General features: G+C 72.5%; 19 protein-coding genes. 13 read left to right on the top strand and 6 right to left on the bottom strand.

Annotation, left to right across the window (positions count from 1 at the left end; genetic code table 11):
• The first annotated feature begins 74 nt into the window (after positions 1–74).
• From OG542_RS15445 to OG542_RS15410, 8 genes are all read left to right on the top strand, one after another.
• Positions 75–2,117, top strand: a complete 2,043-nt coding sequence (locus tag OG542_RS15445) for a serine/threonine-protein kinase (protein WP_328411461.1) — start codon at positions 75–77, stop codon at positions 2,115–2,117.
• Between the two features lie 154 nt (positions 2,118–2,271).
• The gene (locus OG542_RS15440; RefSeq protein WP_328411459.1) at positions 2,272–4,782 is read left to right on the top strand and encodes a protein kinase; all 2,511 of its coding nucleotides are present in this window, start codon (positions 2,272–2,274) and stop codon (positions 4,780–4,782) included.
• Between the two features lie 167 nt (positions 4,783–4,949).
• Positions 4,950–6,701 (top strand): serine/threonine-protein kinase, encoded by a 1,752-nt coding sequence (locus tag OG542_RS15435; RefSeq protein ID WP_328411457.1) that lies wholly within the window; start codon positions 4,950–4,952, stop codon positions 6,699–6,701.
• A 105-nt stretch (positions 6,702–6,806) separates the two neighbouring features.
• The gene (locus tag OG542_RS15430; protein ID WP_311127338.1) at positions 6,807–8,021 is read left to right on the top strand and encodes a serine/threonine-protein kinase; all 1,215 of its coding nucleotides are present in this window, start codon (positions 6,807–6,809) and stop codon (positions 8,019–8,021) included.
• Between the two features lie 81 nt (positions 8,022–8,102).
• Complete coding sequence (locus OG542_RS15425) at positions 8,103–9,764, top strand: serine/threonine-protein kinase (protein WP_328411455.1); 1,662 nt, start codon at positions 8,103–8,105, stop codon at positions 9,762–9,764.
• Between the two features lie 99 nt (positions 9,765–9,863).
• Positions 9,864–11,495 carry a serine/threonine-protein kinase gene (locus OG542_RS15420; protein WP_328411453.1) on the top strand — a complete coding sequence of 544 codons (1,632 nt, stop codon included), beginning with the start codon at positions 9,864–9,866 and terminating at the stop codon, positions 11,493–11,495.
• A gap of 156 nt (positions 11,496–11,651) precedes the next feature.
• Positions 11,652–13,280: a succinic semialdehyde dehydrogenase gene (locus OG542_RS15415; protein ID WP_328411451.1), complete on the top strand. Its 1,629-nt coding sequence runs from the start codon at positions 11,652–11,654 to the stop codon at positions 13,278–13,280.
• 72 nt (positions 13,281–13,352) lie between these two features.
• The gene (locus OG542_RS15410; RefSeq protein ID WP_328411449.1) at positions 13,353–15,140 is read left to right on the top strand and encodes a GMC family oxidoreductase; all 1,788 of its coding nucleotides are present in this window, start codon (positions 13,353–13,355) and stop codon (positions 15,138–15,140) included.
• A gap of 81 nt (positions 15,141–15,221) precedes the next feature.
• Here OG542_RS15410 and OG542_RS15405 read toward each other — a convergent pair whose 3' ends face one another.
• The gene (locus OG542_RS15405; protein ID WP_408057759.1) at positions 15,222–16,190 is read right to left on the bottom strand and encodes an LAETG motif-containing sortase-dependent surface protein; all 969 of its coding nucleotides are present in this window, start codon (positions 16,188–16,190) and stop codon (positions 15,222–15,224) included.
• A 231-nt stretch (positions 16,191–16,421) separates the two neighbouring features.
• Here OG542_RS15405 and OG542_RS15400 point away from each other — a divergent pair, with 231 nt between their 5' ends.
• Entirely contained in the window at positions 16,422–17,555 is a 1,134-nt protein-coding gene (locus OG542_RS15400) for a hypothetical protein (protein ID WP_328411445.1), read from the top strand.
• Between the two features lie 518 nt (positions 17,556–18,073).
• On the opposite strand, the gene OG542_RS15395 is transcribed toward OG542_RS15400, so the two are convergent.
• Positions 18,074–18,367, bottom strand: coding sequence for a chorismate mutase (locus OG542_RS15395; RefSeq protein WP_328342573.1), 294 nt, complete (start codon positions 18,365–18,367; stop codon positions 18,074–18,076).
• A gap of 354 nt (positions 18,368–18,721) precedes the next feature.
• On the opposite strand from OG542_RS15395, the gene guaA reads away from it, so the two are divergent.
• On the top strand, positions 18,722–20,302 hold the full coding sequence (guaA, locus tag OG542_RS15390; RefSeq protein ID WP_311127346.1) for a glutamine-hydrolyzing GMP synthase: 1,581 nt from the start codon (positions 18,722–18,724) through the stop codon (positions 20,300–20,302).
• Between the two features lie 10 nt (positions 20,303–20,312).
• Here guaA and OG542_RS15385 read toward each other — a convergent pair whose 3' ends face one another.
• Positions 20,313–20,786, bottom strand: a complete 474-nt coding sequence (locus OG542_RS15385) for a pyridoxamine 5'-phosphate oxidase family protein (protein ID WP_311127347.1) — start codon at positions 20,784–20,786, stop codon at positions 20,313–20,315.
• Positions 20,787–20,975: 189 nt separating this feature from the next.
• On the opposite strand from OG542_RS15385, the gene OG542_RS15380 reads away from it, so the two are divergent.
• Positions 20,976–21,770 carry a class II aldolase/adducin family protein gene (locus tag OG542_RS15380; RefSeq protein WP_193481583.1) on the top strand — a complete coding sequence of 265 codons (795 nt, stop codon included), beginning with the start codon at positions 20,976–20,978 and terminating at the stop codon, positions 21,768–21,770.
• Positions 21,771–21,782: 12 nt separating this feature from the next.
• On the opposite strand, the gene OG542_RS15375 is transcribed toward OG542_RS15380, so the two are convergent.
• Positions 21,783–22,670 carry a DUF4429 domain-containing protein gene (locus tag OG542_RS15375; protein ID WP_311127349.1) on the bottom strand — a complete coding sequence of 296 codons (888 nt, stop codon included), beginning with the start codon at positions 22,668–22,670 and terminating at the stop codon, positions 21,783–21,785.
• 289 nt (positions 22,671–22,959) lie between these two features.
• Between OG542_RS15375 and OG542_RS15370 the strand changes: the two genes are divergently transcribed.
• Both OG542_RS15370 and OG542_RS15365 read left to right on the top strand, forming a co-directional pair.
• Complete coding sequence (locus OG542_RS15370; protein WP_328417929.1) at positions 22,960–24,252, top strand: hypothetical protein; 1,293 nt, start codon at positions 22,960–22,962, stop codon at positions 24,250–24,252.
• Between the two features lie 157 nt (positions 24,253–24,409).
• Positions 24,410–24,937 (top strand): DoxX family protein, encoded by a 528-nt coding sequence (locus OG542_RS15365; protein ID WP_328411437.1) that lies wholly within the window; start codon positions 24,410–24,412, stop codon positions 24,935–24,937.
• A 22-nt stretch (positions 24,938–24,959) separates the two neighbouring features.
• Here the strand turns inward: OG542_RS15365 and OG542_RS15360 are convergent, their stop codons facing one another.
• Together OG542_RS15360 and OG542_RS15355 are read right to left on the bottom strand one after the other, a co-directional pair.
• Complete coding sequence (locus OG542_RS15360; RefSeq protein ID WP_184591311.1) at positions 24,960–25,178, bottom strand: hypothetical protein; 219 nt, start codon at positions 25,176–25,178, stop codon at positions 24,960–24,962.
• Positions 25,165–26,619 carry a PspC domain-containing protein gene (locus tag OG542_RS15355; RefSeq protein ID WP_328411434.1) on the bottom strand — a complete coding sequence of 485 codons (1,455 nt, stop codon included), beginning with the start codon at positions 26,617–26,619 and terminating at the stop codon, positions 25,165–25,167. The genes OG542_RS15360 and OG542_RS15355 overlap by 14 nt, the downstream gene beginning before the upstream one ends.
• Positions 26,620–26,780: the final 161 nt, after the last annotated feature.

Below are 26,780 nucleotides of genomic sequence, written 5' to 3'. Positions count from 1 at the left end.
CCCCCTGGGCACGGGGCACTTGTCGGGTGAGAGACAATGGAGGCTCTGTCAGGGCGGGTTGTATGAGGGGACGCATGTCGGAGGCGGAGCGGGCGGCGGGCACATCTCGTCAGGACACTCGTCAGGACAACAGGGAGCGTCTCCTGGCGGGGCGCTACCGGCTGGGCGAGGTGCTCGGCCGCGGGGGCATGGGCACCGTGTGGCGTGCCCAGGACGAGACGCTGGGGCGGACGGTCGCCGTCAAGGAGCTGCGGTTCCCGACGAACATCGACCAGGAGGAGAAGCGGCGGCTGATCACGCGGACGCTGCGCGAGGCCAAGGCGATCGCGCGGATCCGCAACAACAGCGCCGTGACCGTCTTCGACGTGGTCCAGGAGGACGACCGGCCCTGGATCGTGATGGAGCTCGTCGAGGGCAAGTCGCTCGCCGAGGTCATCCGGGAGGACGGCCTCCTCGAGCCGAAGCGGGCCGCGGAGGTCGGACTCGCCGTCCTCGACGTGCTGCGGTCCGCGCACCGCGAGGGCATCCTGCACCGCGACGTGAAGCCGTCGAACGTGCTGATCTCCGAGGATGGCCGGGTCGTGCTCACCGACTTCGGTATCGCCCAGGTCGAGGGCGACCCGTCCATCACCTCGACCGGCATGCTCGTCGGCGCGCCCTCCTACATCTCCCCGGAGCGGGCGCGCGGGCACAAGCCGGGCCCGGCCGCCGACCTGTGGTCGCTCGGCGGGCTGCTGTACGCGTCGGTGGAGGGGGCGCCGCCGTACGACAAGGGGTCGGCCATAGCGACCCTCACCGCGGTGATGACCGAGCCGCTGGAGGAGCCGAAGAACGCGGGCCCGCTGAAGGACGTCATCCACGGGCTGCTCACCAAGGACCCCGCCAAGCGGCTCGACGACGCGGGCGCCCGGAAGATGCTGAACTCGGTCATCCACGCGCCGGAGACGGCCGAGCCGGAGCCGATGGACGCGACGAAGGTCGTGCCGCTGCCGGCACAGCCGGACAAGCGTTCGGGCAAGGGAAGTTCGGCGGGTGCCGGGAGCAAGCGGGGCGAGGAGGCCGGGGAGCGGCTGCGCGGGGCGTTGCGCTCCGTGCGCAAGGCCGCGGCCGGACCGGCCGGGGCGTCGGCCGCGACCCGTACCAAGACCGAGGACGCCGAGGCCGCTTCCGGGCCGAAGGACGAGGCGGCCGCCGGGGGCGCCAGTGCGTCCGCGTCGCAGTCGGATTCGAAGCCGGCCTCGGGGGCGGCTGCACAGTCCGGTGAGCGGGGCGCGAAGGACGCGAAGACGACGTCCGGGGGACGGAGTTCGGGGTGGCCCGTGGTGCCGCCGCCGGACCTGCCGCCCCGGCCCGTGCCCCGGGCGCCGCTCACCGACGTGGTGCCGCGACGGACACTGTTGATCATCGGGGTCGTCGTGGTGCTCGCCGTGATCGCCACCGTGCTCACCATCGCGTTCAGCGGGGACGGCAAGGGCTCGAACGGGGCCTCGGGCGAGAGCGGCGGCAAGACCGTCGCCACCGCGTCGGGCACCGCCGACACCAAGGGCGACGAGAAGGGCGGCACGCGACCCGACAACACCGCGACGCAGCCCGCGCCGTCGGGGCCCGCCTCGAACACCGAGCCGAGCGGCGCGGCGAGCGGATCGGCCGGCGACGGAAAGGGCGGGGCCGCCGGAAAGGGCACCGCGGCGGCGTCGACTCACCAGGGGAACCAGGGGTACTCGATCGGCCTGCCGAAGGGGTGGAAGTTCCAGTCCACGGGCTCCGCCGGCGACCGGTTCACCGGGCCCTCCGGGCAGAAGCTGCTCATCGCCTGGACGTCCACGCCCAAGGGCGACCCGGTGGCGGACTGGAAGAGCCAGGAAAGCTACATGCAGCGCGCGGAGTACAAGAGGATTCGCATAAAGAAGGTGGACTACCGCGGCTGGAACACGGCCGACTGGGAGTTCACCTACCGGGAGAGCGGGACGAAGTACCGGACCATCGACCGCGGGTTCGTCGTCGACGACTCCCAGGGCTACGCGCTGATGTACACGGCGAAGGCGGCCGACTGGGACGGTAAGTCGCGCAAGGACACGTGGGCGACGCTGACCAAGACCTTCGAACCCAAGTCCTGAGCATGAGCGTCCCCGGGTTTGGGGAGGCAGATCTGGGCATCCCCCCATTGCGGGTTGCCTGCGGCACGTATCGTAAATATTTGCGGTCCGTGCGCAGCCGGAACGGACCGTGGGGCGAGCGGATGTGACCGATCGGGCTGACGGGGGAGGCAACGTGGACGACTACGCGGGCCGGGTACTCGCCGACCGCTACCGCCTCCCGCTGCCGCCGTCCGACGAGTACGAACTCACCGAGACCCGGGCCTTCGACACCTACAGCGGGCAGGAAGTCCTGGTCAGGCAGGTGCCGTTGCCGGAGGTGGTCGAGGCTGAGGTCCTCGACGCGGAGGGACTGCCCGACGGCTTCACCGCGCGTGACGGCGGTGCGCGGCGGCCCGGCGCGCGTCCGGGCCCCCGGCGGCCCGCGGACCCGGTGGTACGGCGCGCGGTCGACGCCGCGCAGGCCGCCGCGGCCATTCCCGACCATCCGCGGCTCGACCAGGTCTTCGACGTGTTCGCCGAGGGCGGTTCGCTGTGGATCGTCAGCGAGCTGGTGGCCGCGCGTCCGCTGGCGGCGCTGCTCGCCGAAAAGCCGCTGACGCCGTACCGGGCCGCCGAGGTCGCTTCCGACGTCCTCATGGCGCTGCGGGTGCTGCACGCCCACGGCTGGGTGCACCGGAACGTCACCGCGCGGACGGTGCTCGTCTGCGACGACGGCCGGGTGATGCTGACCGGTCTCGCGGTGGGCGCGGCGGAGGAAGCGCTGTGCGGGTACGACCCGGTTCCGGCCTCCGAAGAGCTTGGGCAGGGGCCGGGCCACGAGGGCGGCGCTGGTCCCGTCGGAGGTCCGGGCGGCGGCGCCCCGGCCGGCCTCGGTGGCGCGGCCGATCCCGAAGCCGCGCGGCGAGCCGCCATAGAGGCGCGGGAGGCCAGGGGACTGCCCGCGGCCGGGGGTGACACGGCGGGCAGGGGCCCGGCCGTGCCGGCCCGCAGGGGTATGGACGACAGCGGTGACCCACGGGTCGCGCGAGCCGGGGCGATCGCGGCCTACCGGGCGGGTGCCCGGGCCGCCGCTCGTGTCCAGGAGGCACAGGAGGGCGGGCGGGCCGCACTGCCCGGTGCCCGGTCCGCCCCGGACACCGGCCCCGCGTCCCACAGCCACGGCTCTGCGCAGTCGCCGTACATCCCCGGTCAGGGCACGGCACCCGGTGCGGCCCCGCCGGGCCGGACAGCCGACCCCTACGGCGTGGGCGGCGCCCCCCGGACGACCGCCTGGCACGGTGCCACGCCCCGGGGCGGAACCGGCAGCGTGCCCCTGCCACAAGGGCAGGAGCAGGCAGCTCTCCCGTCGGCCTCGGACCCCTCCGCCCAGGGCTCGCCCGCCCGGTGGGACGAACTGGTCGCCGACACCCCCGCACCCCGGCGCGGCCCGGCCACGGCCCTGGCCGCCGAGCGGGCGCGGCAGGCGCGGATGGCCGTGGTGGGTCCGGTGACCGAGCGCTGGGCGCCCGAGCAGGCCGGACCCGTGCACGAGAACTGGCAGTTGGCCGCCCCGATCGGTTCCGCGACCGACCTGTGGGCACTCGGCGCGCTGCTCTTCAGGGCCGTACAGGGGCATGCGCCCTACCCGGAGGAGTCGACGGCCGAGCTGGTGCAGATGGTGTGCGCCGAACCGCCCGCGTACGCCGAGGAGTGCGGGCCACTGCGGCCGGTCGTGGAGTCGCTGCTGCGTCAGGACCCCACCGAGCGCCTCGACTTCGAGGAACTGCGCGGCTGGCTGCGCTCGCTCGTACGCTCGGCGCCCGAGCCGGAGGCCGGGGTGCACGTCGTCGCGGCGCCGCCCGCCGACGCGAGCCGGCTGCCCGTCGTACGCCGCCGGGGCGAGCTCGTGCGCAGGCGCAAGGCCGGGCTGCCCGCCCACCACGGGCGGCACAAGCGGGCCAAGCGCGAGTCCCGGTCGCCGAGCCGCCTCGGCCGCACCCTGCTCCTGCTGGTTCTGCTCCTGATGGCCGCCGCGATCGCCTACGCCATGCTCTTCATGCCCAAGTCGAAGACCGACGGCGCAGAAGGCACGGACGGCACGGACCGCACCGGTTCCGCCGGTGAGGTCAGCCAGGTGCCCGAGCCGGACGCCAGCAGCGAGCCCCGGCCCGACCAGACGTCGCCCGAGCCGGAGAAGAGCCCGTCGACGTCGGCGGGTTCCGCGGAGACACAGACCGCCGGCCCCGATGTCGGCGACGGCTTCACCCTGCGCAAGGACTCGGCAGGGTTCCAGGTCGCCGTCGCCAAGGGCTGGGACCGCACCCCGCGGAACGGCAGCGGCCAGGTCGTCTACGCGAAGGGCGACTTCGAGCTCATCGTCGTACCGGGCCGGGACAGCGCCACGGAGTTCGGCAGCGATCCGATGGCCTATCAGCGGGAGAGGGAGCGTGAGTTGCAGCCGTACCGCGACTCCAGCTGGGCCACCTCCACCGGGCTGAAGACGATCGAGGTGGGCGGGCGGACCATGGCCGAGGGGCAGTTCACCTGGACCGGCGGCGACGGGGGCGAGCTGTATGTGCGCAACCTCGCGATGCTGGTCGACGGGCGGTACCACGTGGTCCAGGTGCGCGGGCCGGAGGCCGAGCGGGACGAGGTGACGCGGTTGTACGAGCAGGCGGCGGCGACCTACAAGGTGACGGGCTGAGCGCCCGGCGCGCCGCCTGTACGGGGTAGTTCAACCTCTGGTTGCCTCGCGTCCCGACAGGCGACAACCGTCACAGTGCGGTCACCGTGGTACCCCGCTTGTTCCCTGAGGAAGGGCGGGTCCTTACGCTGACCCTGTCAAGACCATTGCGGGGCAACGTGAATCAGATGCAGGGCCAGCTCGTCGCGGGCCGCTACCGGCTCGCCGACTCCATCGGCAGCGGCGGCATGGGCCGGGTGTGGCGCGCCCATGACGAGGTGCTGCACCGGTCCGTCGCCATCAAGGAGTTGACGGCAGCCCTCTACGTCTCCGAGAGCGAGCAGGCCATCCTCCTCGCGCGCACCCGGGCGGAGGCGCGGGCCGCCGCCCGGATCAACCACTCGGCGGTCGTCACGGTGCACGACGTGCTGGAGCACGACGGCCGTCCGTGGATCGTGATGGAGCTGGTCGAGGGCCGCTCGCTGGCCGACGCGGTCAAGGAGGAGGGACGCGTCGAGCCGCGCGAGGCGGCACGCGTCGGCCTCTGGGTGCTGCGGGCCCTGCGCGCCGCGCACACCGCCGGTGTCCTGCACCGCGACGTCAAGCCGGGCAACGTCCTCCTCGGCCGCGACGGACGCGTCCTGCTCACCGACTTCGGCATCGCCCAGATCGAGGGCGACACGACCATCACACGGACCGGAGAGGTCGTCGGCTCCGTCGACTACCTGGCGCCCGAGCGGGTGCGCGGCCACGACCCGGGTCCGTCCTCCGACCTGTGGGCGCTCGCCGCGACGCTCTACACGGCGGTGGAGGGCCGGTCGCCGTTCCGCCGCACCACCCCGCTGACCACCATGCAGGCGGTGGTCGAGGAAGGGGCCGCCCAGCTGCAGCACGCCGGTCCGCTCGCGCCCGTCATCAACGCCCTGCTGCGCAAGGATCCGGCCACCCGGCCCGACGCGTCCGAGGCCGAGCAGATGCTCGCCGAGGCGGCGGAGGGGCGGCGGCCGAACGGGGCACAGGCGTACGTCCCGACGCAGTACGGGGGAACGCCGTACCGGGACGTCCACAGCGGCATGGGCACGGCGGGCACGGGCATGGGCGCGGGCCCGTCCGGCTCCGGATCCGGGTCGCACACCCGGACCCCGCTTCCGCCGCTGTCCGGCACCCCCGCCACCGGTGCCCCGGCCCCCGGGACGCCGACGTCCGGGACCCCCGTCGCCGGCCATCCGCCGACCGGTCCCACCACGGTCGGTCCGACGGCGATGGGTCCGCAGCGGTCGGGGCCGCAGCAGACCGGTTCGGGCCGGCGCCGCCGGCTGCGCACGCTCGCCCTCGTCGTCGCGCTGGCGGCCATCATCGGCGGGACCACCGCCGTGGTGCTCCAGCAGTGGAACGAGGGCCGGCAGACGCCGGGCGGCGCCGCCGGCTCGGCGAGTCCCACGAGCACGCGGCAGCCCGGGGGATCGGTTCCCGACAGCTGGGTCCGCCACGACGATCCCGCGGGTTTCAGCCTCTCCCTGCCCAAGGGCTGGAAGCGCAAGCCCTTCGGCCCGCAGGGCGAGCTCAAGCAGATCGACTACACGCCCGACGGCGGCCGGCACTTCGTGCGCATCGCCATCGACACCTCCCCGGACTTCGCCGACCCGTACGCGCACCAGCTCGACCTGGAGCAGCAGATCCAGGATCTGGCCGACTACAAGCGGATCACGCTGGAGCGCAACGTCTACCGTGACCGGGGCGGCGCCCTGTGGGAGTACACCTGGACCGCGCGGGCGAAGGACACCCCGTTCCCCGGCCCGCGCCGCGCCATCGAGGAGACGTACGTCGCCCGCGACGGCACCGAGTACGCGCTCTACATGTCGTCGCCCGCGCAGGACTGGGCGAGGGCGCGCAAGCAGTTCACCTCGCTGCTCCAGGGCTGGCAGGAGAAGACCTCCTGACGCTGGGGCCTCCCCACGCGGAGCCCCTCTGACGCGGGCCGTCTGTTTCGGCCACCCGCGGCCGCGGCCCCGGAGCCGATCCGTCCGGTGGGGCATGATTGCCGCATGGGGACCGAGGGGCACAACACGCGTGTCATCGCGGGCCGCTACCGGTTCGAGGAGAGACTCGGGCGCGGTGGCATGGGAGTGGTGTGGCGGGCGACCGACCAGCTGCTCGGCCGGGGCGTGGCCGTCAAGGAACTCCCCTACGACCAGACGCTCTCCGCGGCGGAGGCGCGCCGGCAGCGGGACCGTACCCTGCGCGAGGCCCGGGCGGTCGCCCAGCTGAGCCATCCGCACATCATCGTGGTCCATGACGTCGTCGAGGACGACGAACGCCCGTACATCGTCATGGAGCTGATCGAGGGCGGCTCGCTCGCCGACCGGCTCGCCCACCATGGCCCGGTCGACGCCTCCGAAGCGGCCCGCATCGGCATCGCCCTGCTCGGCGCGCTGAGCGCCGCGCACGCCGCCGGTGTGCTGCACCGCGACCTCAAGCCGGACAACGTGCTGCTGGAGGCCGGCACCGACCGCGTCCTGCTGACCGACTTCGGCATCGCCCAGGTCGCCGGGACCCCCACCCTCACCGAGAACAACTCCTTCGTCGGCTCGCCCGAGTACACCGCGCCCGAGCGGATGTCCGGAGCCAGGACCGGGCCCGAGTCCGACCTGTGGTCGCTGGGCGCGCTGCTGTGCGCGGCCCTCAGCGGCGAGTCGCCGTTCCGCCGCGACTCGCTGGGCGGCATCCTGCACGCGGTCGTCGCCGCCGAGATCCGGCCACCCGCGCAGGCCGGGCCGCTCCTGCCCGTCGTACAGGGCCTGCTCGAACGCGATCCGGACCGGCGGCTGGACGCGGACCGGGCGGAGCGGATGCTGCGGGCCTTCCGCGACACGGGCCGGACGCCGGAGGCGCCGCCGCCCGGGTACGTGCCGACGGTCCGGGACGCACCGCGCCGCCGGCCGCGCGGAACACCTCAGGACACCGCAGGCCGGCAGCCGTTCACGCCGCCGGCGGGCATGCCCGCACCGGGCCGGCTCGCCGAACAGCTGATGCGGCAGCCCACCCGGAGGGTGCTCGTGGCCGCGCTGCTGGTAGCCGCGATGGCGGGGGCGGGGGTGTCCGCGGCGGCGCTGCTCATGGACGAGGGCGGCGAGCCGGGAGGAGGCCCCAAGCCGACGAGTTCGGCTCCCGAGACGCCCACGGCCCGGCCCTCCTCCCCGAGCGCCCCCGCACCCACGACCACCCCGGTCAGCTCCCCTACCGGCACAAAGGGGAGATAAGCCCCAGCCATGGTCACGGGTCTGTGACCGGTTCGCGTCCGCTGTGGATACGTAGGCGCTTGGCGCGATATGGATGACCTCATGAGCAGCGACGGGGGATCTCGAGCCGGGGCCGATGAGCCAACAAGTTTCGTTCTGCAACCGCCCAATCCGGCGGCGCCGATACCGGGCAACCCGTACGCGACGCCCACCCAGGTCGTGCCGACCCGGTCGGCGGCCGCGGCGCCGGCGGCGACGGAAACGGCCGAGGACCCCGGTACCGGGCGCCTCATCGCCGGGCGTTACCGGCTGATCGCCAAGCTCGGACACGGCGGCATGGGCACGGTGTGGCGGGCCAAGGACGAGACGGTGGACCGGGAGGTCGCCGTCAAGGAGCCCCGCGTACCGGATCACCTTCCCGAACGCGAACGCGCCAATGCCTTCGAGCGCATGCGTCGTGAGGCGCGTGCCGCGGCCCGGCTCGACCACCCGGCGGTGGTCGACGTCCACGACGTGGCGGTCGTGGACGACCAGCCGTGGATCGTGATGGAGCTGGTGCGGGGCCGGTCGCTGGGCGACGCGCTCCAGGAGGGCACCCTGTCCGCGCGCGAGGCGGCCCGGATCGGCCTGGAAGTGCTCGGCGCGCTGGAGGCCGCGCACGCGGCGGGCATCCTGCACCGCGATGTGAAACCGGACAACGTGCTGCTCGGCCGGTACGACCGGGTCGTCCTCACGGACTTCGGCATCGCCCAGATCGAGGGCGAGACCAACCTGACCGACACCGGCGGCTTCGTCGGCTCGCCCGAGTACATCGCGCCGGAGCGGGTGCTGGGCCAGCGCCCGGGCCCGGCCAGCGACCTGTGGTCCCTGGGCGTGGTGCTGTACGCGGCGACGGAGGGCGTCTCGCCGTTCCGCCGCAGCAACACCCCCGCCACGCTCCAGTCCGTCCTCAACGCCACGCCGGCGCCGCCCGCCTCCGCCCCGGGCCCGCTCGCCGAGGTCATCACGGGCCTGCTGCACAAGGACCCGGCCCGCCGCCCGAACGCCGCACAGGTGCGCGCCCGGCTGGAGGCGGCCGCGAACCCGCCCGCCGCTCAGCCCACACAGGTCGTGCGGGTCACGGGCCAGGGCGCCGCCGGCCGGGGCATCCGGCTCGGCCGCGGGGCGTGGACCGGACTCGGCGCGGCGGTCGTGGCGGCGGCGGTGACGGCGTACCTGGTCATCGCGGACCCGTTCGCCGGGCCGTTGCCCGACGGCTGGCAGACCAAGCAGGAGAAGAGCCTCGCCGCGTCGCTGGCCGTCCCCGACGAGTACCGGCGGACCGTGCCCGACCGGGAGAGGGACCAGGGGCACTGGGTCACGTACACCGACTGGAGCGGCAGCATCTGGATCGGCCTGACCCTCGACAAGAAGGCGGAGGACACCGGCAGCAACATAGCGGGCTCCGCGGCCGCCGAGATGTACGACGACGACAGCCGGTTCAAGGACAGCGGCAGCTACGACCTGGACATGCCGGAGGACCCGAAGACCAACCCCAGGGTGACCACCTACAGAGACAGGAAGGCCGCCGAGAACACCGTCTCCTACGACACCGACGACAGCGAGAACCCCCGCCCCCGCGAACTCCGGATGTTCTACTACAGGACTGCCGGCGGCGACATGTACAGGCTCACCGTCAGCTACCCGGGCAAGGGCGACTTCACCGAGCGCGGACGTGAGGTGGCGAGCACGGCGATCGCGAACCTGGACATCGACGGGACCTGAACCCGCGCCTCCAACGTCCCCGGTAACCACCCGCGCCTCCAACACCCCTGGAAATCACCCGCGTCGACAACGGCCCGCCCCGCACGGTACTGATGGGGCATGAGCAACGACGGGGGCGGGACGGGCGCTCGGGGCCGGCTGATCGGTGGGCGCTACCGGCTGATCGAGCGCATCGGCTCCGGCGGGACGGGCACCGTCTGGCGGGCCCGGGACGAGCTCGTACAGCGTGAAGTCGCCGTCAGACAGCCCCGGCTGCCGGGCGGCCCGGAGGACGAGAGCCACCGGCGGGCGGCCCACCGGCTCCGCCGTGAGGCCCGGGCCGCCGCCCGCGTCGACCATCCCGCCGCCGTCACCATCCACGACGTGGTCGTCGAGGCGGAGCGGCCGGACGAGGGCCTGCGCCCTTCGGGCCCCGACGAGCTCGACGCGGCCGAGGCGCTGGACGGACTCCCCTGGATCGTCATGGAGTCGGTCCAGGGCGAGTCCCTGCAAGAGACGCTCCGACGCGGTCCCGTCGACGCGCGCGAAGCGGCCCGGATCGGCCTCGCCGTCCTCGGTGCCCTGCGCGCCGCGCACTCCGTCGGCATCGTGCACCGGGACGTGAAGCCCGCCAATGTGCTGCTCGGCCCAGGCCGGCGCGTCGTCCTCACCGACCTCGGCATGGCCCATGTCCAGGGCGAGGAGTCCCTCACGGGCGGCGGGGAGTTCGGCGGCTCGCCGGAGTTCGTCGCCCCCGAGCGGATGTCCGGCCGTATCGCCGGGCCCGCCTCCGACCTGTGGTCCCTGGGCGTCCTGCTGTACGCCGCCGTGGCGGGCTCGTCCCCGTTCAGCCGCACCACGCCGGAGGCCACACGCGCCGCGATCCGCGCCGCCGAGCCGCCCGAACCGGAGCAGGCCGGGCCGCTCGGGCCGCTGATCGTCCGGCTGCTGGCGCACGACCCTGACCAGCGGCCGGACGCCGAAGAGGTCGCGAAGGAACTGGAAGCGGTGGCGGGGCCGACGGCGGCCGGGGAGCCTCAAGAGGCCGAGCACATACGGGAGTTCACGCAGGACGCCGGCCCGCCGCCGCCCGAGGAGAGCGCCGAACCGCCGGAGGCCGGCCCCGCACAGCGGCAGGACCCGGCTCAGCGGCAGGACCCCGCGCCCCTCAAGCGCCAGAGTCTCCTCCGCCCCGCCCCCCTCGCCCTCCTCAGCGCACTGCTCGCCGGCGGCACAGGCGCCGCCACCCACGTCCACGGCGCCGGCAGCGCGGAGAGCGCCGAACAGGCCGCCGAGGCGACGGACACCTGGGCCCCGCACCACGATCCGGATCTGAGGGCCGTCCTCCATCTCCCGCGCCACTACCGCGAACTCGACCGGACCGGCAGCGCGACCGACCAGCCCCGCACCGTGCTCTACGGCGACGAACGGGGCGGCACGGTCCAGGTCCGCCTCCTCTTCTGGGACCGGGCCCCGGGCTCCCCGATGGACCAGGCCCGGAACGCACCCGTCGTCCGGGGGGACACCCGGTACACCCGCACCGGCGTCCAGGGCCACGAGGCCGCCCTCGCCGACACCACCTACCACGGGGACGAGGGCCCCAGGCGGGTCACGCGCGTGCTGATCCGCACCGGCGACGACCGCATGTACGAACTGCGCGTCGACATGCCCAGAGGCACACCGGAGGAGGAGGAAGGCACCTCGGTGTTCCAGGGCGCCCGGGACCGGCTCGAGGTCGGCACGGGGTCGTAGACGGGATCGTAAAAGGCTGAATTACACCGAGTGTCACCGCACAACGCCCTGATCAGGGCGTTTGTTGCCAGCAGCCACTGGCGCCGTGTGTGCACTCGGTGAAGCCGTATTACCGACGGGTACCCAAAGCCTCCGCCGGGGCATACCCTGCGCCTCATGACGGACGCGCACGCCCCGGAGAAGACCGGCACGGCACAGACCGGCACGAACCCCCTCGCCCCCGCCCCTCAGGGCGCCCGCACCGCCGCCGACGTGGTCACCCCCGAGCTGATCGCCCAGCTCACCAAGGGCGTGGTCGGTTCCGGTCGCACCGCCAACCACACGCCGTTCACCGGCGAGAAGCTGGCCGACCTCCCCGAGTCGACGCCCGAGGACGTGGCGAAGGCCTACGAACTGGCCCGCACCGCCCAGGCCGTGTGGGCGCAGACGCCCGTACGGCAGCGCGCCGCCGTCCTGCTCCGCTTCCACGACCTGGTGCTGGAGCGTCAGGCCGAGGTGCTCGACCTGATCCAGCTGGAGACCGGCAAGGCCCGCCTGCACGCCCACGAGGAGGTCCAGGCCGTCGCGGTCGCCGCCCGGCACTACGGCCGCAAGGCCCCCTCCTACCTCCGGCCCAAGCGGCACGCCGGTGCCATGCCGACCCTCACCAAGGTCACCGAGCTGCGCCACCCGCGCGGTGTGATCGGCCAGATCGCCCCGTGGAACTACCCGCTGGAGCTGTCGGTCGGCGACGCGATCCCGGCCTTCGTCGCGGGCAACGCGGTCGTCATGAAGCCGGACACGGAGACCTGCCTCACCGCCCTGTGGGCCCGTGACCTGCTCATCGAGGCCGGTCTGCCCGCCGATGTCTTCCAGGTCGTCCTCGGCGACGGCCCGGTCGTCGGCCCGGAGGTCGTCCGGCACGCCGACTACGTCTCCTTCACCGGCTCCACCCGCACCGGCCGCGAGGTCGCCCGGGGCGCCGCCGCCCGGCTGGTCGGCGTCTCCCTCGAACTCGGCGGCAAGAACGCCATGCTGGTGCTGGAGGACGCCGACATCGAGAAGGCGGCGGCCGGTGCCGTCCGCGCCTGCTTCTCCTCAGCCGGCCAGCTCTGCATCTCCATCGAGCGGCTGTACGTCCACGAGTCCGTCGCTGACGCCTTCCTGGAGCGCTTCGCCGCCCGTACGAGGACGATGCGCCTCGGCAGGTCGCTGGCGTACGGCGCCGACATGGGCTCCCTGGTCGGCGAACGCCAGCTCGAGACCGTCACGCGGCACGTGGACGAGGCGGTTGCCAAGGGCGCCAAGGTCCTCGCCGGCGGGACGGCCCGCCCGGACATCGGCCCGTACTTCTTCGAGCCCACGATCCTCGACGGGGTCGAAACGGAGATGTCCGTCTGCACCGAGGAGACCTTCGGCCCGGTCGTCTCGGTCTACCGCTTCAAGGACGAGGACGAGGTCATCGAGCGCGCCAACGCCACGGCGTACGGCCTGAACTCCTCGGTCTGGACGAAGAACGGCCGGCGCGGCCAGGAGGTCGCCGCCCGTCTGCGCACCGGCACGGTCAACATCAACGAGGGCTACGCCCCCGCGTACGGAAGCGTCCAGTCCCCCATGGGCGGCATGAAGGACTCCGGCCTCGGCCGCCGCCACGGCTCCGAGGGCATCCTCAAGTACACCGAGGCCCAGACGGTCGCCCACCAGAGGGTTCTCCCGATGGCCCCCTCCCTGGGCATGGACGACGAGAAGTACGCCCAGTTCATGAGCAGGAGCCTCCGGCTGATGAAGGCGTTCCGGTTCCGGTGATGTTTTAGGGGCGCGGGGAACTGCGCGATCAACCACTGACGGCCCGCACGCGAAACTCAACGAGGAGAACACGTGCCTCAGGACGTTCATGACTACGACGTCATCGTCGTAGGCTCCGGCTTCGGCGGCTCCGTAACCGCCCTGCGCCTCACAGAAAAGGGCTACAAAGTCGGCGTCCTGGAAGCCGGCCGCCGCTTCACCCGCGAGTCCCTCCCGAAGAACTCCTGGGACCTCAAGAACTACCTCTGGGCCCCCAAGCTCGGCATGTACGGAATTCAGCGCATCCACCTGCTGGGCAACGTCATGGTCCTGGCGGGCGCGGGCGTCGGCGGCGGCTCCCTCAACTACGCCAACACCCTCTACGTCCCGCCGAAGCCGTTCTTCGAGGACCCGCAGTGGCGGGACATCACGGACTGGCAGAACGAGCTGAAGCCCTTCTACGACCAGGCCCGGCGCATGCTGGGCGTGCGGCTCAACCCGACCATGACCCCGTCCGACGTGCACCTGAAGGCCGCCGCGGAGCGTATGGGCTGCGGCGACTCCTTCCATCTCGCCCCGGTCGGCGTCTTCTTCGGCGACGGCGAGGACGCCGACGGCACGGCGAAGGCGAAGCCGGGCCAGGAGGTGCCCGACCCGTACTTCGGCGGCGCGGGTCCGGCCCGCCGGGCCTGCGCGGAGTGCGGCGAGTGCATGACCGGCTGCCGCCACGGCGCGAAGAACACCCTCAACGAGAACTATCTGCACCTGGCCGAGAAGGCCGGCGCGGTCGTGCACCCCCTGACGACGGTCGTCTCGGTCACCGACGACTCGCGCGGCGGGTACGCCGTCGCCACGCTCCCCACCGACGACCGCCGCAAGGCGAAGGGCCGGACCTACACGGCCCGCAAGGTCGTCCTCGCCGCGGGTACCTACGGCACCCAGACCCTGCTGCACCGCATGAAGGCGGGCGGCCAACTGCCGTACATCTCCGACAAGCTGGGTGAGCTGACCCGCACCAACTCCGAGGCCCTGGTCGGCGCCCAGACCGACGACCGGCGCTACCGCAAGGCCCACGGCGCGCGGAAGGCCGACTTCACCCGGGGCGTGGCCATCACGTCCTCGATCCACCCGGACGAGAACACCCACATCGAGCCGGTCCGCTACGGCAAGGGCTCCAACTCGATGGGCGGCCTCTCCATCCTCCAGGTCCCCTACGCCCGCGGCGCCTCGGGCACCTCGCGGGTCCTGGGCTTCCTCGCCCACGCGGCGAAACACCCCATGCTGGTGCTGCGCTCCCTGTCCAACCGCCGCTGGTCGGAGCGGACCATCATCGGCCTGGTGATGCAGTCGCTGGACAACTCCCTGACGACGTACCTGAAACCGTCGGGCGCCGGCCGCGGCCTGCTCACCGCCCGCCAGGGCCACGGCGCTCCCAACCCCAAGCAGATCAAGGCCGCCACGGAGAGCGCCTCGGCGCTGGCCGCCGAGATCAACGGCTTCGCGGGCTCGAACGTCGGCGAACTGATGGGCACCCCCCTCACCGCCCACTTCCTGGGCGGCTGCCCCATCGGCGCCTCCCGCGAGACCGGCGTGATCGACCCGTACCACCGCCTCTACGGCCACTCCGGTATCTCGGTGGTCGACGGCGCCGCGGTCTCCGCCAACCTGGGCGTCAACCCGTCCCTCACCATCACCGCCCAGGCCGAGCGGGCGATGTCGTACTGGCCCAACAAGGGCGAGCCCGACCTCCGGCCGCGGCAGGGCGCGGCCTACGAACGTCTCCAGCCGGTCGAGCCCAGGTCCCCGGCGGTCCCGGCGGACGCGTTCGGGGCGCTGCGGCTGCCGTTCCTGGGCATGCCGTCGGTGCCGCCGAAGAACTGACGACAGCAGAAAAGGGACCTGCACCCCCCTCCGAGCGCAGGTCCCTCTTCTGCTTGCGTCGCGCCTTGCGGGCGCTACGGCTTACGCCTCGACACCGGCCTTGCGCCGACGCACCACGAAGATCGCACCGGCACCGGCGACGACCGCGGCACCGCCGACGAGGCTGATCATCGGCAGGGCGGAGCTGGAGCCGGTCTCGGCGAGGCTGCCGGTGACCTCCGGCGTGGTGCCGGCCGGCTTCTTGTCGGTGACGGGCGCCTTGCCGCCTTCCTGCGGCTTGGTGCCGTCGGTGTCCGTACCGGCGGAGACGATCTGGAACTTGTAGGAGATCTGGCCGAAGCCGGTGCACTCGGCGTCGTTGTCGCCGTAGATCGTCGCGCCGAGCGAGAAGCCGGCGCCGACCGGGGCCGACGGCTTGACGTTGAGGCGCAGCGGGATGGCGACCTGGTAGTCGGGCTTCAGCTCGTCCGTGTAGCCGATGTAGCCGACCGCGAAGCCGCCCTCGTTGAGGTCGACCCAGATCTTGTCCTGGGGGTCCCACGCCTGGAGCTGGACCTGCTTGCTGGTGAACAGCTCCTCGCCGTTCTTGTCGGGGGAGGCCCCGGCGAAGAAGTCGAGGTCGTTCAGCGTGGAGTCGGAGTTGTTGAGCACGTTCAGCGAGAACTTGTGCCAGCCGCTGCCGGCCGCGATCTTGCCGGGCAGGCCGGAGATGCTGACGTCGACCTTGGTGTCCTCGCACACCGACGGCTCGGGGTCCGGGGACTCCGACTCCTCGGGCTCGGACGCGGTGGGCGCCGGGGAGGACTCGCTGGTGGACGGGCTCGGTGAGGTGGACGTCTCGGGAGCGGACTCGCTCGCGGACGGGCTCGGCGAGGTGGACGTCTCGGGAGCGGACTCGCTCGCGGACGTGCTCGGCGCGGGCGACGTCTCGGGAGCGGACTCGCTCACGGAGGTGCTCGGCGCGGGCGACGTTTCGTCGGTGGCGTACGCGGCCGGTGCCGCGAGCAGTGCGACCGGGGCTATGACCGCTGTGGCGGCCGCTGCTGCCATGGCGCGGCGAAGCTTCATGAAGACCTCGGAAAGTCCGGCGTACCGCGGGGTGCGGTACGAACGTTGGGGAGGCCTCCGCGTGTGGGGCGCGGGAGTGGCCCGTGGTTCGGCAGGTTTGATCCGTGAAGCCTGTGAATGGTTGTGCTGGCATTCACAGAATTTTTATGTGGGCTGAGTCACATACAAGACCTTCTTGTGAAGGCGCTTACCGAACGCCTAGAACTGTCCCTCGTGTCTGAAAAGCCGTCCGACGATCAGCCGTCGGCCTCCGAGATCCCCGACGACGTCTGGGAGCAGTTCACCCGCGACACCGAACGGGACATCCGCGGCTCCGCCCCGAAGGAGCCGTCCGCGCGGGCCCGCATGGTGACCGAGCGGTTGCGCCGGCAGGAGGAACGGGGCGAGTTGCCCCCGGGATGGCGCACCGGCCCCACGTGGCAGGAGAGGAACGGCCGGGCCGGCCGGCGTCGCAAGCTGTGGGCCGTCCTCGGTGTGCCGGTCGCCGTGGCCGTGGCCGTGGTGGCCCTGAAGCCGTCCTTGCTGCCCGGCGACCTCTTCGGCACGGACGGGCCGCGGGCCGCGGCCTCACGGCTGCCCGTCGAGACGGCGGCACCCACCGCCCCGCCCGCGGCGTCGGACCCCGAAACCCCCACCCTGGACGAGCCGTTCGCCGGCTCCCCGGCGCTGCGCTGGGCCGACGGCGAGGCCGGCATCGTCCTGCCCGAGGCGAAGGCCGTCGGCCCGGTCTCCAAGGACCGCGTGGAACAGGCGCTGAAGCTGACGAAGAAGCTGCTGGTCGCCGCCAACCTCGATCCGGAGACGGTGCGCGGCGAGCGTCCCGAGGCCGCGCTCTCCGTGCTCGACCCCAAGCAGCCGAAGCTCCTCGACGACCTGAACACCGCCCTGCGCTCCCCGAGCGCCGAGCAGGACCCGGTGACGATGTTCAGCCGCTTCGACCCCGGCGAGATACGGCCGGTCGGCGATGTGATCAAGACGCGCGGGCGTATGACGTTCGAGAAGGGTTCGCACGCGGGGGTCGCGGTGCGCGCCGACTACACCTTCGTCTACCCCGTCACGCGCGCCGACGGATCGACCGAGGTCACCCGCACGATCGTGCGCAGGGTCCTCGACGTCGAACTCGCCGACCCCGCCCGCTACCGGGTCACCCCGGGCCGGCTGACCGTCCGGAAGTACGACGAGGAGATCGGCAACTCCACCTGCGACGTCCACGACGGCTACCTGCACCCGGAGTTCCCGTCGAGCGGGGACAAGAGCACCGGCCCCACCGGCCCGACGACGGACCCGTACGACCGCAGCAGGAGCCTCGACGACGGCCACGACTGCGGGACGGTGACCCGCACCTGAGCCGGCGGGAAAGGCATGAGCGAAGGGCCCCGCGGGGTGGAGCCGCGGGGCCCTTCTTCTCGTCAGCACCGACGTCAGGGCAGCGCCGGTGCCTGGAAGCGGCGCCGGGGGGTGCGCCGCTGGTCTCGACCTTTGGCAGTCGGGCAATGCGGGTGTCAACGGGGGGGGGGACTTGGGCTGTATGCGCATCGTGCTGGATGAAACGCGGCGCCCGCAACCGTCTGACCCAGCCTTGCGCGTCTTCGCACTGTCCGCCGGGCGGCCCCGGGCGTCCCCGGAGCCGTCCGTTCTCTTGCGTGACCGGGCTGCTGTCCCCTGCCGTCCGGTCACCTATCCCTGGAGCGAGGTCCCACGACGCACGGCACGATCCGTACGTCTCATCGCTCCAGTGAGCCACGCGTGGTTCTTTCGGGCCCGCCCCTGGCTGGCACGGACATCGAGACCAACGAGGCGGCCCGGGGCCGGTCACGCGCCGTACGGGTGAGAGGGGTGCGTACGTCTGTCCCGGGAACGCGGATTCAGATCCTGCCCCGGCACAGCTCCAGCAGGGTCATCGCCAGGGCCGTACCCGGCTTGCCCAGCGCGTCCCTGTAGTGGCCGAGCACCTCCATCTCACGGGAGAGGTTCACGCGCCGGCCTCCGGAGGTGATCCGCGCCTCCTGGATGACGGCCGATACGGCCACCCGTTCCTGGATCAGGCCGATGATCCGGTCGTCGAGCGCGTCGATCCGCTCACGCGCGCCGGTGATCACCTCGGCGGCCTCGGGGGTACGGGCGCCGGTCACGTCGGTGGCGGTCGTGGGAACGGTCATGAGAGGGGCTCCTCGTCGTCAAGGGGTGCCCCGAGGCGGCAGGGCCCGGAGAACGACAGACGCCCCGGGCCTTGTCGGCCCGGGGCGCCTGGGAAGTCGCTTGTCAGTTGCTCAAGCAGCACGACCATGGCAGCCGGCGGGCCGGTTGCCATAGGTAAAGCGGAAGGTCTGGTGCGTGAGCATGGCGCCCAGTATGCCCCGGGGCGGCGCGGCGTCCAAGCGGGTTCGCATGGTGAGACAGGGGTGGGGGAAGAGGGCCGGAGCCCGGACCGTCCGTGGGCGGGACACTCCCCACGAGCACCTCGGTAGAATCGGGTGGCACAAGACCCCCGCCCCACCGCCGGAAGGCACCCCGTGTCATCAGCGACTCCCGCTGCGAACGCCCCCGACACCGTTCTGGTCGTCGACTTCGGCGCGCAGTACGCCCAGCTCATCGCCCGTCGTGTCCGCGAGGCGCGGGTCTACAGCGAGATCGTGCCGAGCACCATGCCGGTCCAGGAGATCCTCGCCAAGAACCCCGCGGCGATCATCCTCTCCGGCGGCCCCTCGTCGGTCTACGAGGAGGGCGCCCCGAGCCTCGACCGCGCGATCTTCGAGGCCGGCGTCCCCGTCTTCGGCATGTGCTACGGCTTCCAGCTGATGGCACGGTCCCTCGGCGGCACCGTCGACAACACCGGAGCCCGCGAGTACGGCCGCACCGGCCTGCACGTCTCCAAGTCGTCCTCCACCCTCTTCGAGGGCACCCCCGCCGAGCAGGCCGTCTGGATGTCGCACGGCGACGCCTGCTCCGCCGCCCCCGAGGGCTTCTCCGTCACGGCCTCCACGGACGTCGTCCCGGTCGCCGCCTTCGAGAACGACGAGAAGAAGCTCTACGGCGTCCAGTACCACCCCGAGGTGATGCACTCCACGCACGGACAGCAGGTGCTGGAGCACTTCCTGTACCGGGGCGCGGGCCTCACGCCGAACTGGACGACCGGCAACGTGATCGAGGAGCAGGTCGCCGCGATCCGCGAGCAGGTCGGTGACCGGCGCGCCATCTGCGGGCTGTCCGGCGGTGTGGACTCCGCCGTCGCCGCCGCCCTCGTCCAGAAGGCCATCGGCTCCCAGCTGACCTGCGTGTACGTCGACCACGGCCTGATGCGCAAGGGCGAGACCGAGCAGGTCGAGAAGGACTTCGTGGCCGCGACCGGCGTACAGCTGAAGGTCGTGGACGCTGAGGAGCGGTTCCTCAAGGCGCTCGCCGGGGTCTCCGACCCCGAGGAGAAGCGGAAGATCATCGGCCGTGAGTTCATCCGGGTCTTCGAGCAGGCCCAGGCCGAGATCATCGCCGACCAGGGCCCGGCGGTGGAGTTCCTCGTCCAGGGCACCCTCTACCCGGACGTGGTCGAGTCCGGCGGCGGCACCGGCACGGCCAACATCAAGTCCCACCACAACGTGGGCGGTCTGCCCGAGGACCTCGAGTTCAAGCTGATCGAGCCGCTGCGCCAGCTGTTCAAGGACGAGGTCCGGATGGTCGGCCAGGAGCTCGGCCTGCCGGACGAGATCGTCCAGCGCCAGCCGTTCCCCGGACCGGGCCTCGGCATCCGCATCGTCGGCTCGGTCAGCAAGGAGCGCCTGGACCTGCTGCGCGAGGCCGACGCCATCGCCCGCGAGGAGCTGACGGCGGCCGGCCTCGACCGGGACATCTGGCAGTGCCCGGTGGTCCTGCTCGCGGACGTCCGCAGCGTCGGCGTCCAGGGCGACGGCCGTACGTACGGCCACCCGATCGTCCTGCGCCCCGTCTCGTCCGAGGACGCCATGACGGCCGACTGGTCGCGTCTGCCGTACGACGTCCTCGCCCGGATCTCCACGCGCATCACGAACGAGGTCAAGGACGTCAACCGGGTCGTCCTCGACGTGACCTCGAAGCCGCCGGGGACGATCGAGTGGGAGTGACCCCCCAGGCCTACGTGCGCTTGATCGTGCGCAGAGGCTCGCCGGGCGTCCAGACCTGGACGACGAGGTACTTGTCGTCCTCGACGTAGGTCCTCACGACCTCCGTCAGCTCGGTGCGGAAGAGGTGGAACGGCTCCGGCGGTTCCACCTCTTCGACGTATCCGGCCTTGGTCTCCGCGTCCTCGACCTCGATCGCCCGGCCGCTGATCCGCACGTCGCCGCCGCCCATGCCCGTGCCCTCCCCGGAGTTCGCCTGGAGCGCGAAGCGCGGGTCGCGGCGCAGGTCGAGCGCCTTGAGCGAGCCCGGCATCATGCCGAGCCACAGCTCGCCGTTCAGGAACCGCACCTCCAGGCCGCTGGTGCGGGGCGAACCGTCCTTGCGGAGGGTGGCGAGGACGTGGTGGGTGTAGGCGCCGAAGCGCTTCTCGACGGTGTCGGCCAGGTCCGGTTCGGCGGTGGCGAAAGCCGCCCAGTTCGCTGTCATACGGAGAGTGTGGCGCCGAAATCCGACATCTTCTGTCGGCTATTCGTGGGGTAGGGGAGACCGGAGGCACAAGGGTGTGCACAGGGTGCTCAAGGGGCGCTCGGCTCATCTTTACGAAACGGTTCTGTTCATCCCGGCCCGACCGGCGGTAGCTTCCGCCCCGTACGAAGAACCAGCGCTGGAGGACCTATGCACGGGCCCACCCCGCCCCTGCCGCTGCCCACCGACCGGCTGCGGTTCGCGATGCCGCCCATGCACGAGTCGGTCGAGGACGAACGCCGGCACCGCAAGGAACGGCTCGCGGGCGCCCTGCGGATCTTCGGGCGGCTCGGCTTCGAGGACGGCGTGTCCGGTCACATCACCGCCCGCGACCCGGAGTACACCGACTGCTTCTGGGTCAATCCGTTCGGGCTGCCCTTCCGGCACGTCACGGTGAGCGACCTGGTGCTCGCCAACCAGGACGGCCAGGTCGTCGAGGGCCGCTACCACGTCAACCAGGCCGCGTTCACGGTGCACGCCCAGGTGCACGCCGCCCGCCCCGACGTGGTCGCCGTCGCCCACTGCCACTCGGTGCACGGCCGGGCGCTCGCGGCCCTCGGTGAGCTGCTGGAGCCGATCACCCAGGAGAGCTGCGCCTTCTACGAGGACCACACCCTCTACGACACCTACACCGGCGTCTCCGTCGATGCCGAGGAGGGGCGGCGCATAGCGGCCGCGCTCGGCTCCCGCAAGGCACTCGTGCTGCGCAACCACGGCCTGCTGACCGTCGGCGACTCGGTGGACGCGGCGGCCTGGTGGTTCGTGTCGATGGAGCGGTCCTGCCAGGTGCAGCTGACCGCGCAGGCGGCCGGGCGGCCGGTCCGGATCGACCACCGGATGGCGGTGGCGACGCGGGAGCAGCTGGGCGGCGACCTGGTGGCGTGGATCAACTACCAGCCGATGTGGCAGGACGTCAGCCGGAGCGAGCCGGATCTGCTGAGCTAGTCGATCGCTGCCTCAGAAGCCGCGCAGTACCACTGCTTTCGTCATCGCGAACTCCTCGTCCGTGAGCACCCCGTCCCGGTGCAACTGGCCCAATTCGCGCAGGCGGCGCAGCAGTACGTCGTGGTGCTCGGAGGCGGGCGGTACCGCCGGTGCCGGGAGCGGGTGGTGGGCGGACGTCTCGTGCCCGGCGTTGGTGGACGGGTGCGGCAGCCGGGCCGTGACCGCCGTGGCGACGAGCGCCGTGAGCAGGTCGCGACGGGCGCTGCCCCACAGGTCCAGGGCGTACGGGTCCTTCTCCGGCGGCAGTTTCGAGAACACCGTCTCGCGGGTCACGAAGCGCAGGAGGCCGTCCTCGTGGCCGGAGTTCGGCAGCCACTCGACCTGGACCAGGTCGCCCATGGTGATGATCCGCGGGCCGGTGGCGCGTTTGACCCGCTCGGAGGTCTCGGCCCAGTCGATCCGTACCCGAGTGCCGTCGAAGGAGACCGTCCCGTCGGACGAACGGACCGAGACCGGGACCGGCGGGCCCGGCAGCAGATAGGTCTTCGCCGGCTCCTTCGGAATCCGGTCCAGGAGCAGCGCGCGGCGGATCTCCTCCGCGACGTACTCGGCGACACCCGTCCGGTCGGCGTCCACCGTCAGCCGGTACGGATCGGCCGCGTCCGGGAGCCGCCCGCCGGTCGCCTGGAGCAGCGGGTCGGCGCCCTCCCGCAGCCGCAACCGCAGCCGTCCGCGCCTGCGTTCCGGTTCGAGGACGACGCTCGAGACCGCCTCGAGCGGCACGGCGATCTCTCCGTACGTCTGCCGGAACAGGGGCACGGAGCGGTGCAGACCGGGCGTGATCCGGACCGTGTCGCCGTCGAAGGCCCAGGTCCCGTCACGCTGGATGATCTCGGCCATAGGGGAATTCTCCCAGTCAGGTCAACACGGCACGCCGAAGTTCACCCGTGTTGACCAGACCGAGCGGACGCGAACCGGCTGGTGTAGGGCACAATTCGCTGTCGTCGCAGGGGAGTTCTACAGCGGTGTTTCCGGGGTCCGGAAGGCCGACGGTGGTTGGGTCGCGGGAAGGCGGGCGTCGGGCGTGGCGGTGCGCGAGGGACAGGGCGGCGCGGACCCGGGTGGGTACGGGGACGCGGGAGCCTATGCGGACGTGGGGGCGTATGCGGGCCGGTACGCCGGTGGGCCCGTGAGCGGGTACGCGGGCGGCCACGGCGGTGCCTATGGCAGTGCTCACGGCAGTGTTCATGAAGGCGGGTGCGCCTGCGGGGACTGTCCGCACGGGGCGCGTGAGGGGCACCGGCGGGCCGTCGCCGCGTTCCTGCGCAGGCGCGACGAGTTCGCGGCCGGGCAGGGGCTGCCGGCCGCGGTGGCCCACTCCGCCTCGGCTTCCCGGCAGTGGGTCTCGGAGGAACTGGCGCAGTCCGCGGAACGCGTCGCCGAGCGCGGCCGGGCCGAGGGCCGGGCCTGGCTGACGGGCCTGTGGCGCCGTACGGCGGGTGTGGTGTGGGCGGCCGTCGTGCTGTTGCTGCTCGGACAGTGCCTCACCGCGGTCGGCGCGGGCTGGACGGCGGCACGTACGGCCGGGCTGGCCGCGGCGCTGGTGGTGGCCGGTGCCGTGACCGCGGCGTCGTGGTTCCACCGGTCGAAGGGCGGTGCGCTGGCGCCGGTGATCGGCGACGACAACCGTCTGTCCACCTCCCGCACGGTCGCCGCGGCGTGGGTGCTGTTCGTGGCCTACTCGGTGCTCGTCCTGGCGGGGCGGCTGGCGGCCGCCTCCCGGCACCGGGAGCGGGACGCGCTGATCTCCGGGCTGGAACTCGCCCGCGGCGCCGGGGTCGTGACCGTGCTCGCCGTGGTGTGCGGGATCGCCGTGCTCGTGCGGCGGGTGGTCGGACTGCGGGTGCTGGGGCAGCGGCTGCAGAAGGTGCGCGCCGACCGGCCGCGCGCCGCCGACCTGCTGACCGACGACGCGGGCCGGGGCACCTTCGCCGACATCCAGTACGTGGTCATCAGCGGTGTCGCCCTGGTCTTCGCGGCGGTGCGGCTGGCCAGGCGCCCGGACCAGCTGCCGGACCTGCCGTGGGGGCTGGCGGTGGTGGTCCTGGTGTCGGCGGCGACCTATCTGGCCGGCAAATACGCGGAGGGCGGCCGGCCGGTCATCCTCTCCGTGGTCCGGGCCCGGGAGGCCGGCGACCTCGACGGGCCGATCCGCACCGGCGACGACATCGAGATCCGGGGCGCCGGGTTCGTGCCGCCGGGCGCGCAGAGGGCCGACCGGCTGGCCCGGATGGTCGTCCGAGTGGGTGCCGTGCACGTCCACGTTCCGCTGGTACCGGTACCCGGCGGCTTCAGCAACCCGGCGGACACGCTGCTAACGGTGCCGGTGCCGGCGGATGTGGAACCGGGGCGGGTGGACGTGCAGGTGGTCACGGCGGCGGGGGTGGAGACGAATCGGTACGCGGTTGATGTGACGGAGTGACGGTTGCCCGCCGGCTCCGGCGGTGGGGTGAAATCAGGGGACACACAAGGGGCAGGTCGGAAAAAAGCCGTCACGCCAGGATTGAGCGCGGTCTGTTCGTCGTACGTATCGTCGTTGAGGGGGTCTCGGCACCGGCGGCGAGAGGCGGCTAGCAGCGATGACTCACAGTATGCGATCGGACACGTCCACCCCCCACTTCCGTGGCGACGGAGGCTGGAGGGATACCGCCGGCCGCTACGCCCTCCTTCCCCTGCGCATCTTCCTCGGTGTCACCTTCATCTACGCCGGCCTGGACAAAATCACCGACAGCGCCTTCATGAAGGACGCCGGTTCCGGGTCGATCGGCGACATGATGCGCGCCGTCCGCGACTCCTCCGCCATTCCCGCCCTGGTCGACCTCTCCCTGAAGAGCCCGGTCGGTTTCGGCTACGCCATCGCCTTCGGAGAACTGGCCGTCGGCATCGGCACCCTGCTCGGTGTGCTCGCCCGTCTGGCCGCACTCGGCGGCGCGCTGATCTCCCTCAGCCTGTGGCTGACCGTGAGCTGGGCCTCCGATCCGTACTACTACGGCAACGACCTCGCCTATCTCATGGCGTGGATCCCGCTCGTCCTGGCGGGCGCGCCCCTGCTGTCCGTGGACGCCGCCCTGAGGTCGCGACGACGGCATAGGCGGGAGTACCGCTAGCCGGAGCCCGGGGTACCGGTGGCTAGTCGGTGGCGGTGCGGCCCGCCGTGCGGCGTCGGCGCAGGCGGCCCGTCAGGAACGCCACCGCGCCGGCCAGGCACAGTCCGCCCGTGACGAGGGGGATCGCCACGAACCACGGGATCTCCCAGGCGCCGCCCGCGTCACCGGCGTAGAGGACGCCCGTCAGGACGAGGACGACACCGGCGACCAGCTTTCCGGGCCGGGGTTCATGACGCAGCACGGGTCACCTCCGCCTGTCCCATGCCGACCTGGAGGTCCAGGTCGATGGTGCCGGACTTCTCGACGCCCTTGGCGGGGGAGAGGGTCATCCGCTTCTGCTGGCCCGGTTTCACGTCCACGTCCTTCGTGTCGTCGCCCGGCAGCTGGAGGTCGCCGAGCCCCACGTCGACGCTCAGCCGCACGGTCACGTCCTGGGGCACGAGCACCTTCACCCGGCCGATGCCCACATCGGCGCGGGTCGTCACGGTCTGTCTCCCGGCCACGTCCAGCCCGGTCAGGTCAAGGGTGCCGACGCCGGTGCCCAGTTCGTACTGCTGCCGTACGTCCGCCACCGTGGCGGGCCGCCAGGTCGTGCGGGCCCACTGGGTGCCGATGTCCTTGGGCAGTGCCGCCGAGCCGGCGAGCACTCCGGCCGTGATGATCGCCAGGAGGATCGAGCCCGCCCCGGTCCGTCCCAGGAAGGCGCTGACGGCTATGCCCAGGCCCAGGACGGCGAGCGCGCAGGACAGACCCGTCTGCAGGCTGGTGCCCAGCGGCTGCTCGTCCCAGGTCAGGTGGGTGCCCAGGACACCGGCGAGCAGGGCCAGCAGGAAGACCCAGCCGCCGATCCAGCGGGGTCCGCGCGTCTCGGGCGGCCGGCTGCGCGGGACGGGTATGTCCTCGCGGCCGCCGGCCCGGGTGCCGAGCCCGATGTTGACGGCTGCCGCGACGTCCGGGTCGCGGGCCTCGCGGGGGCCCCACAGGTAGCCCGTGCCGCCGATGTGGGTGCCGTCCTTGACGATGGGGTCGCGCCACCAGGAGGGGGAGGTGGCAAGGACCGGCGGCGCCTGGGGTTCGGGCGGGGCGTCGGCGGCGGCCTGGGCGGCCAGCGGGTCGGGGCTGGGGGCGCCGCGCTGGCGCGACCAGTAGCCGGAGCCGGCCAGGAGTATGGACAGGACGAAGGCGAAGGTCAGCACTCCGCCGTTGTTCAGCAGGGTCAGGAACACCCCGCAGCCGACCAGCGCGAACAGCACGGCCGTCAGGGCCTGGCCGTCGACGCGGCCGGTCAGCAGCTTGTGCACCTCGTTCTCGTCCTCGTCGTCGTACGGGACGAGGAGCCAGACGAAGCCGTAGAAGAGCAGACCGATGCCGCCGGTGACGGAGAGCACCGCGAGCGTGATCCGGAAGATCACCGGGTCCATGTCGCACTGCCGCCCGAGCCCGGCGCAGACCCCGGCCAGGGTCTTGTGGCGGCGGTCGCGGCGGAACGCGCGGGGAGGGCCGGGAGGGGCGGCGTCCCCGGCCGGGGTGGCCGCGTCGTGGGCTCCTCCTTGTTCTCCCGCGTCCGCACGCCCCTGCGCGGGGGAGCCGGCGGGCGCGGCATCCCGCGGCCCGGCGCCCGGTGCGGGGCGCGGGCCGGAGCCGGGTCCCGGACCCGTCGCGGCGTGCTCGTGATCGGTCATGGGTCCATGGTGACGGGCGCGGCGCCGCGGCGGCAGTCGGAATGACCCTGGCCGGACCCTGATATCGGCCCTGAGGAACGGCGCGGGAAGCGTTCGACGGGCCGGCCTCCGGAGATCAGGGGAGTCTCCGGGGTCGACCCTGATGCTCCGGCCTTGCGGCC

This window comes from Streptomyces violaceus, from assembly GCF_036014075.1.
GTDB lineage: Bacteria > Actinomycetota > Actinomycetes > Streptomycetales > Streptomycetaceae > Streptomyces > Streptomyces violaceus.
The sequence above is the reverse complement of the archived record's forward strand: the minus strand, read 5'-3'. Positions and strand labels throughout refer to the sequence as shown.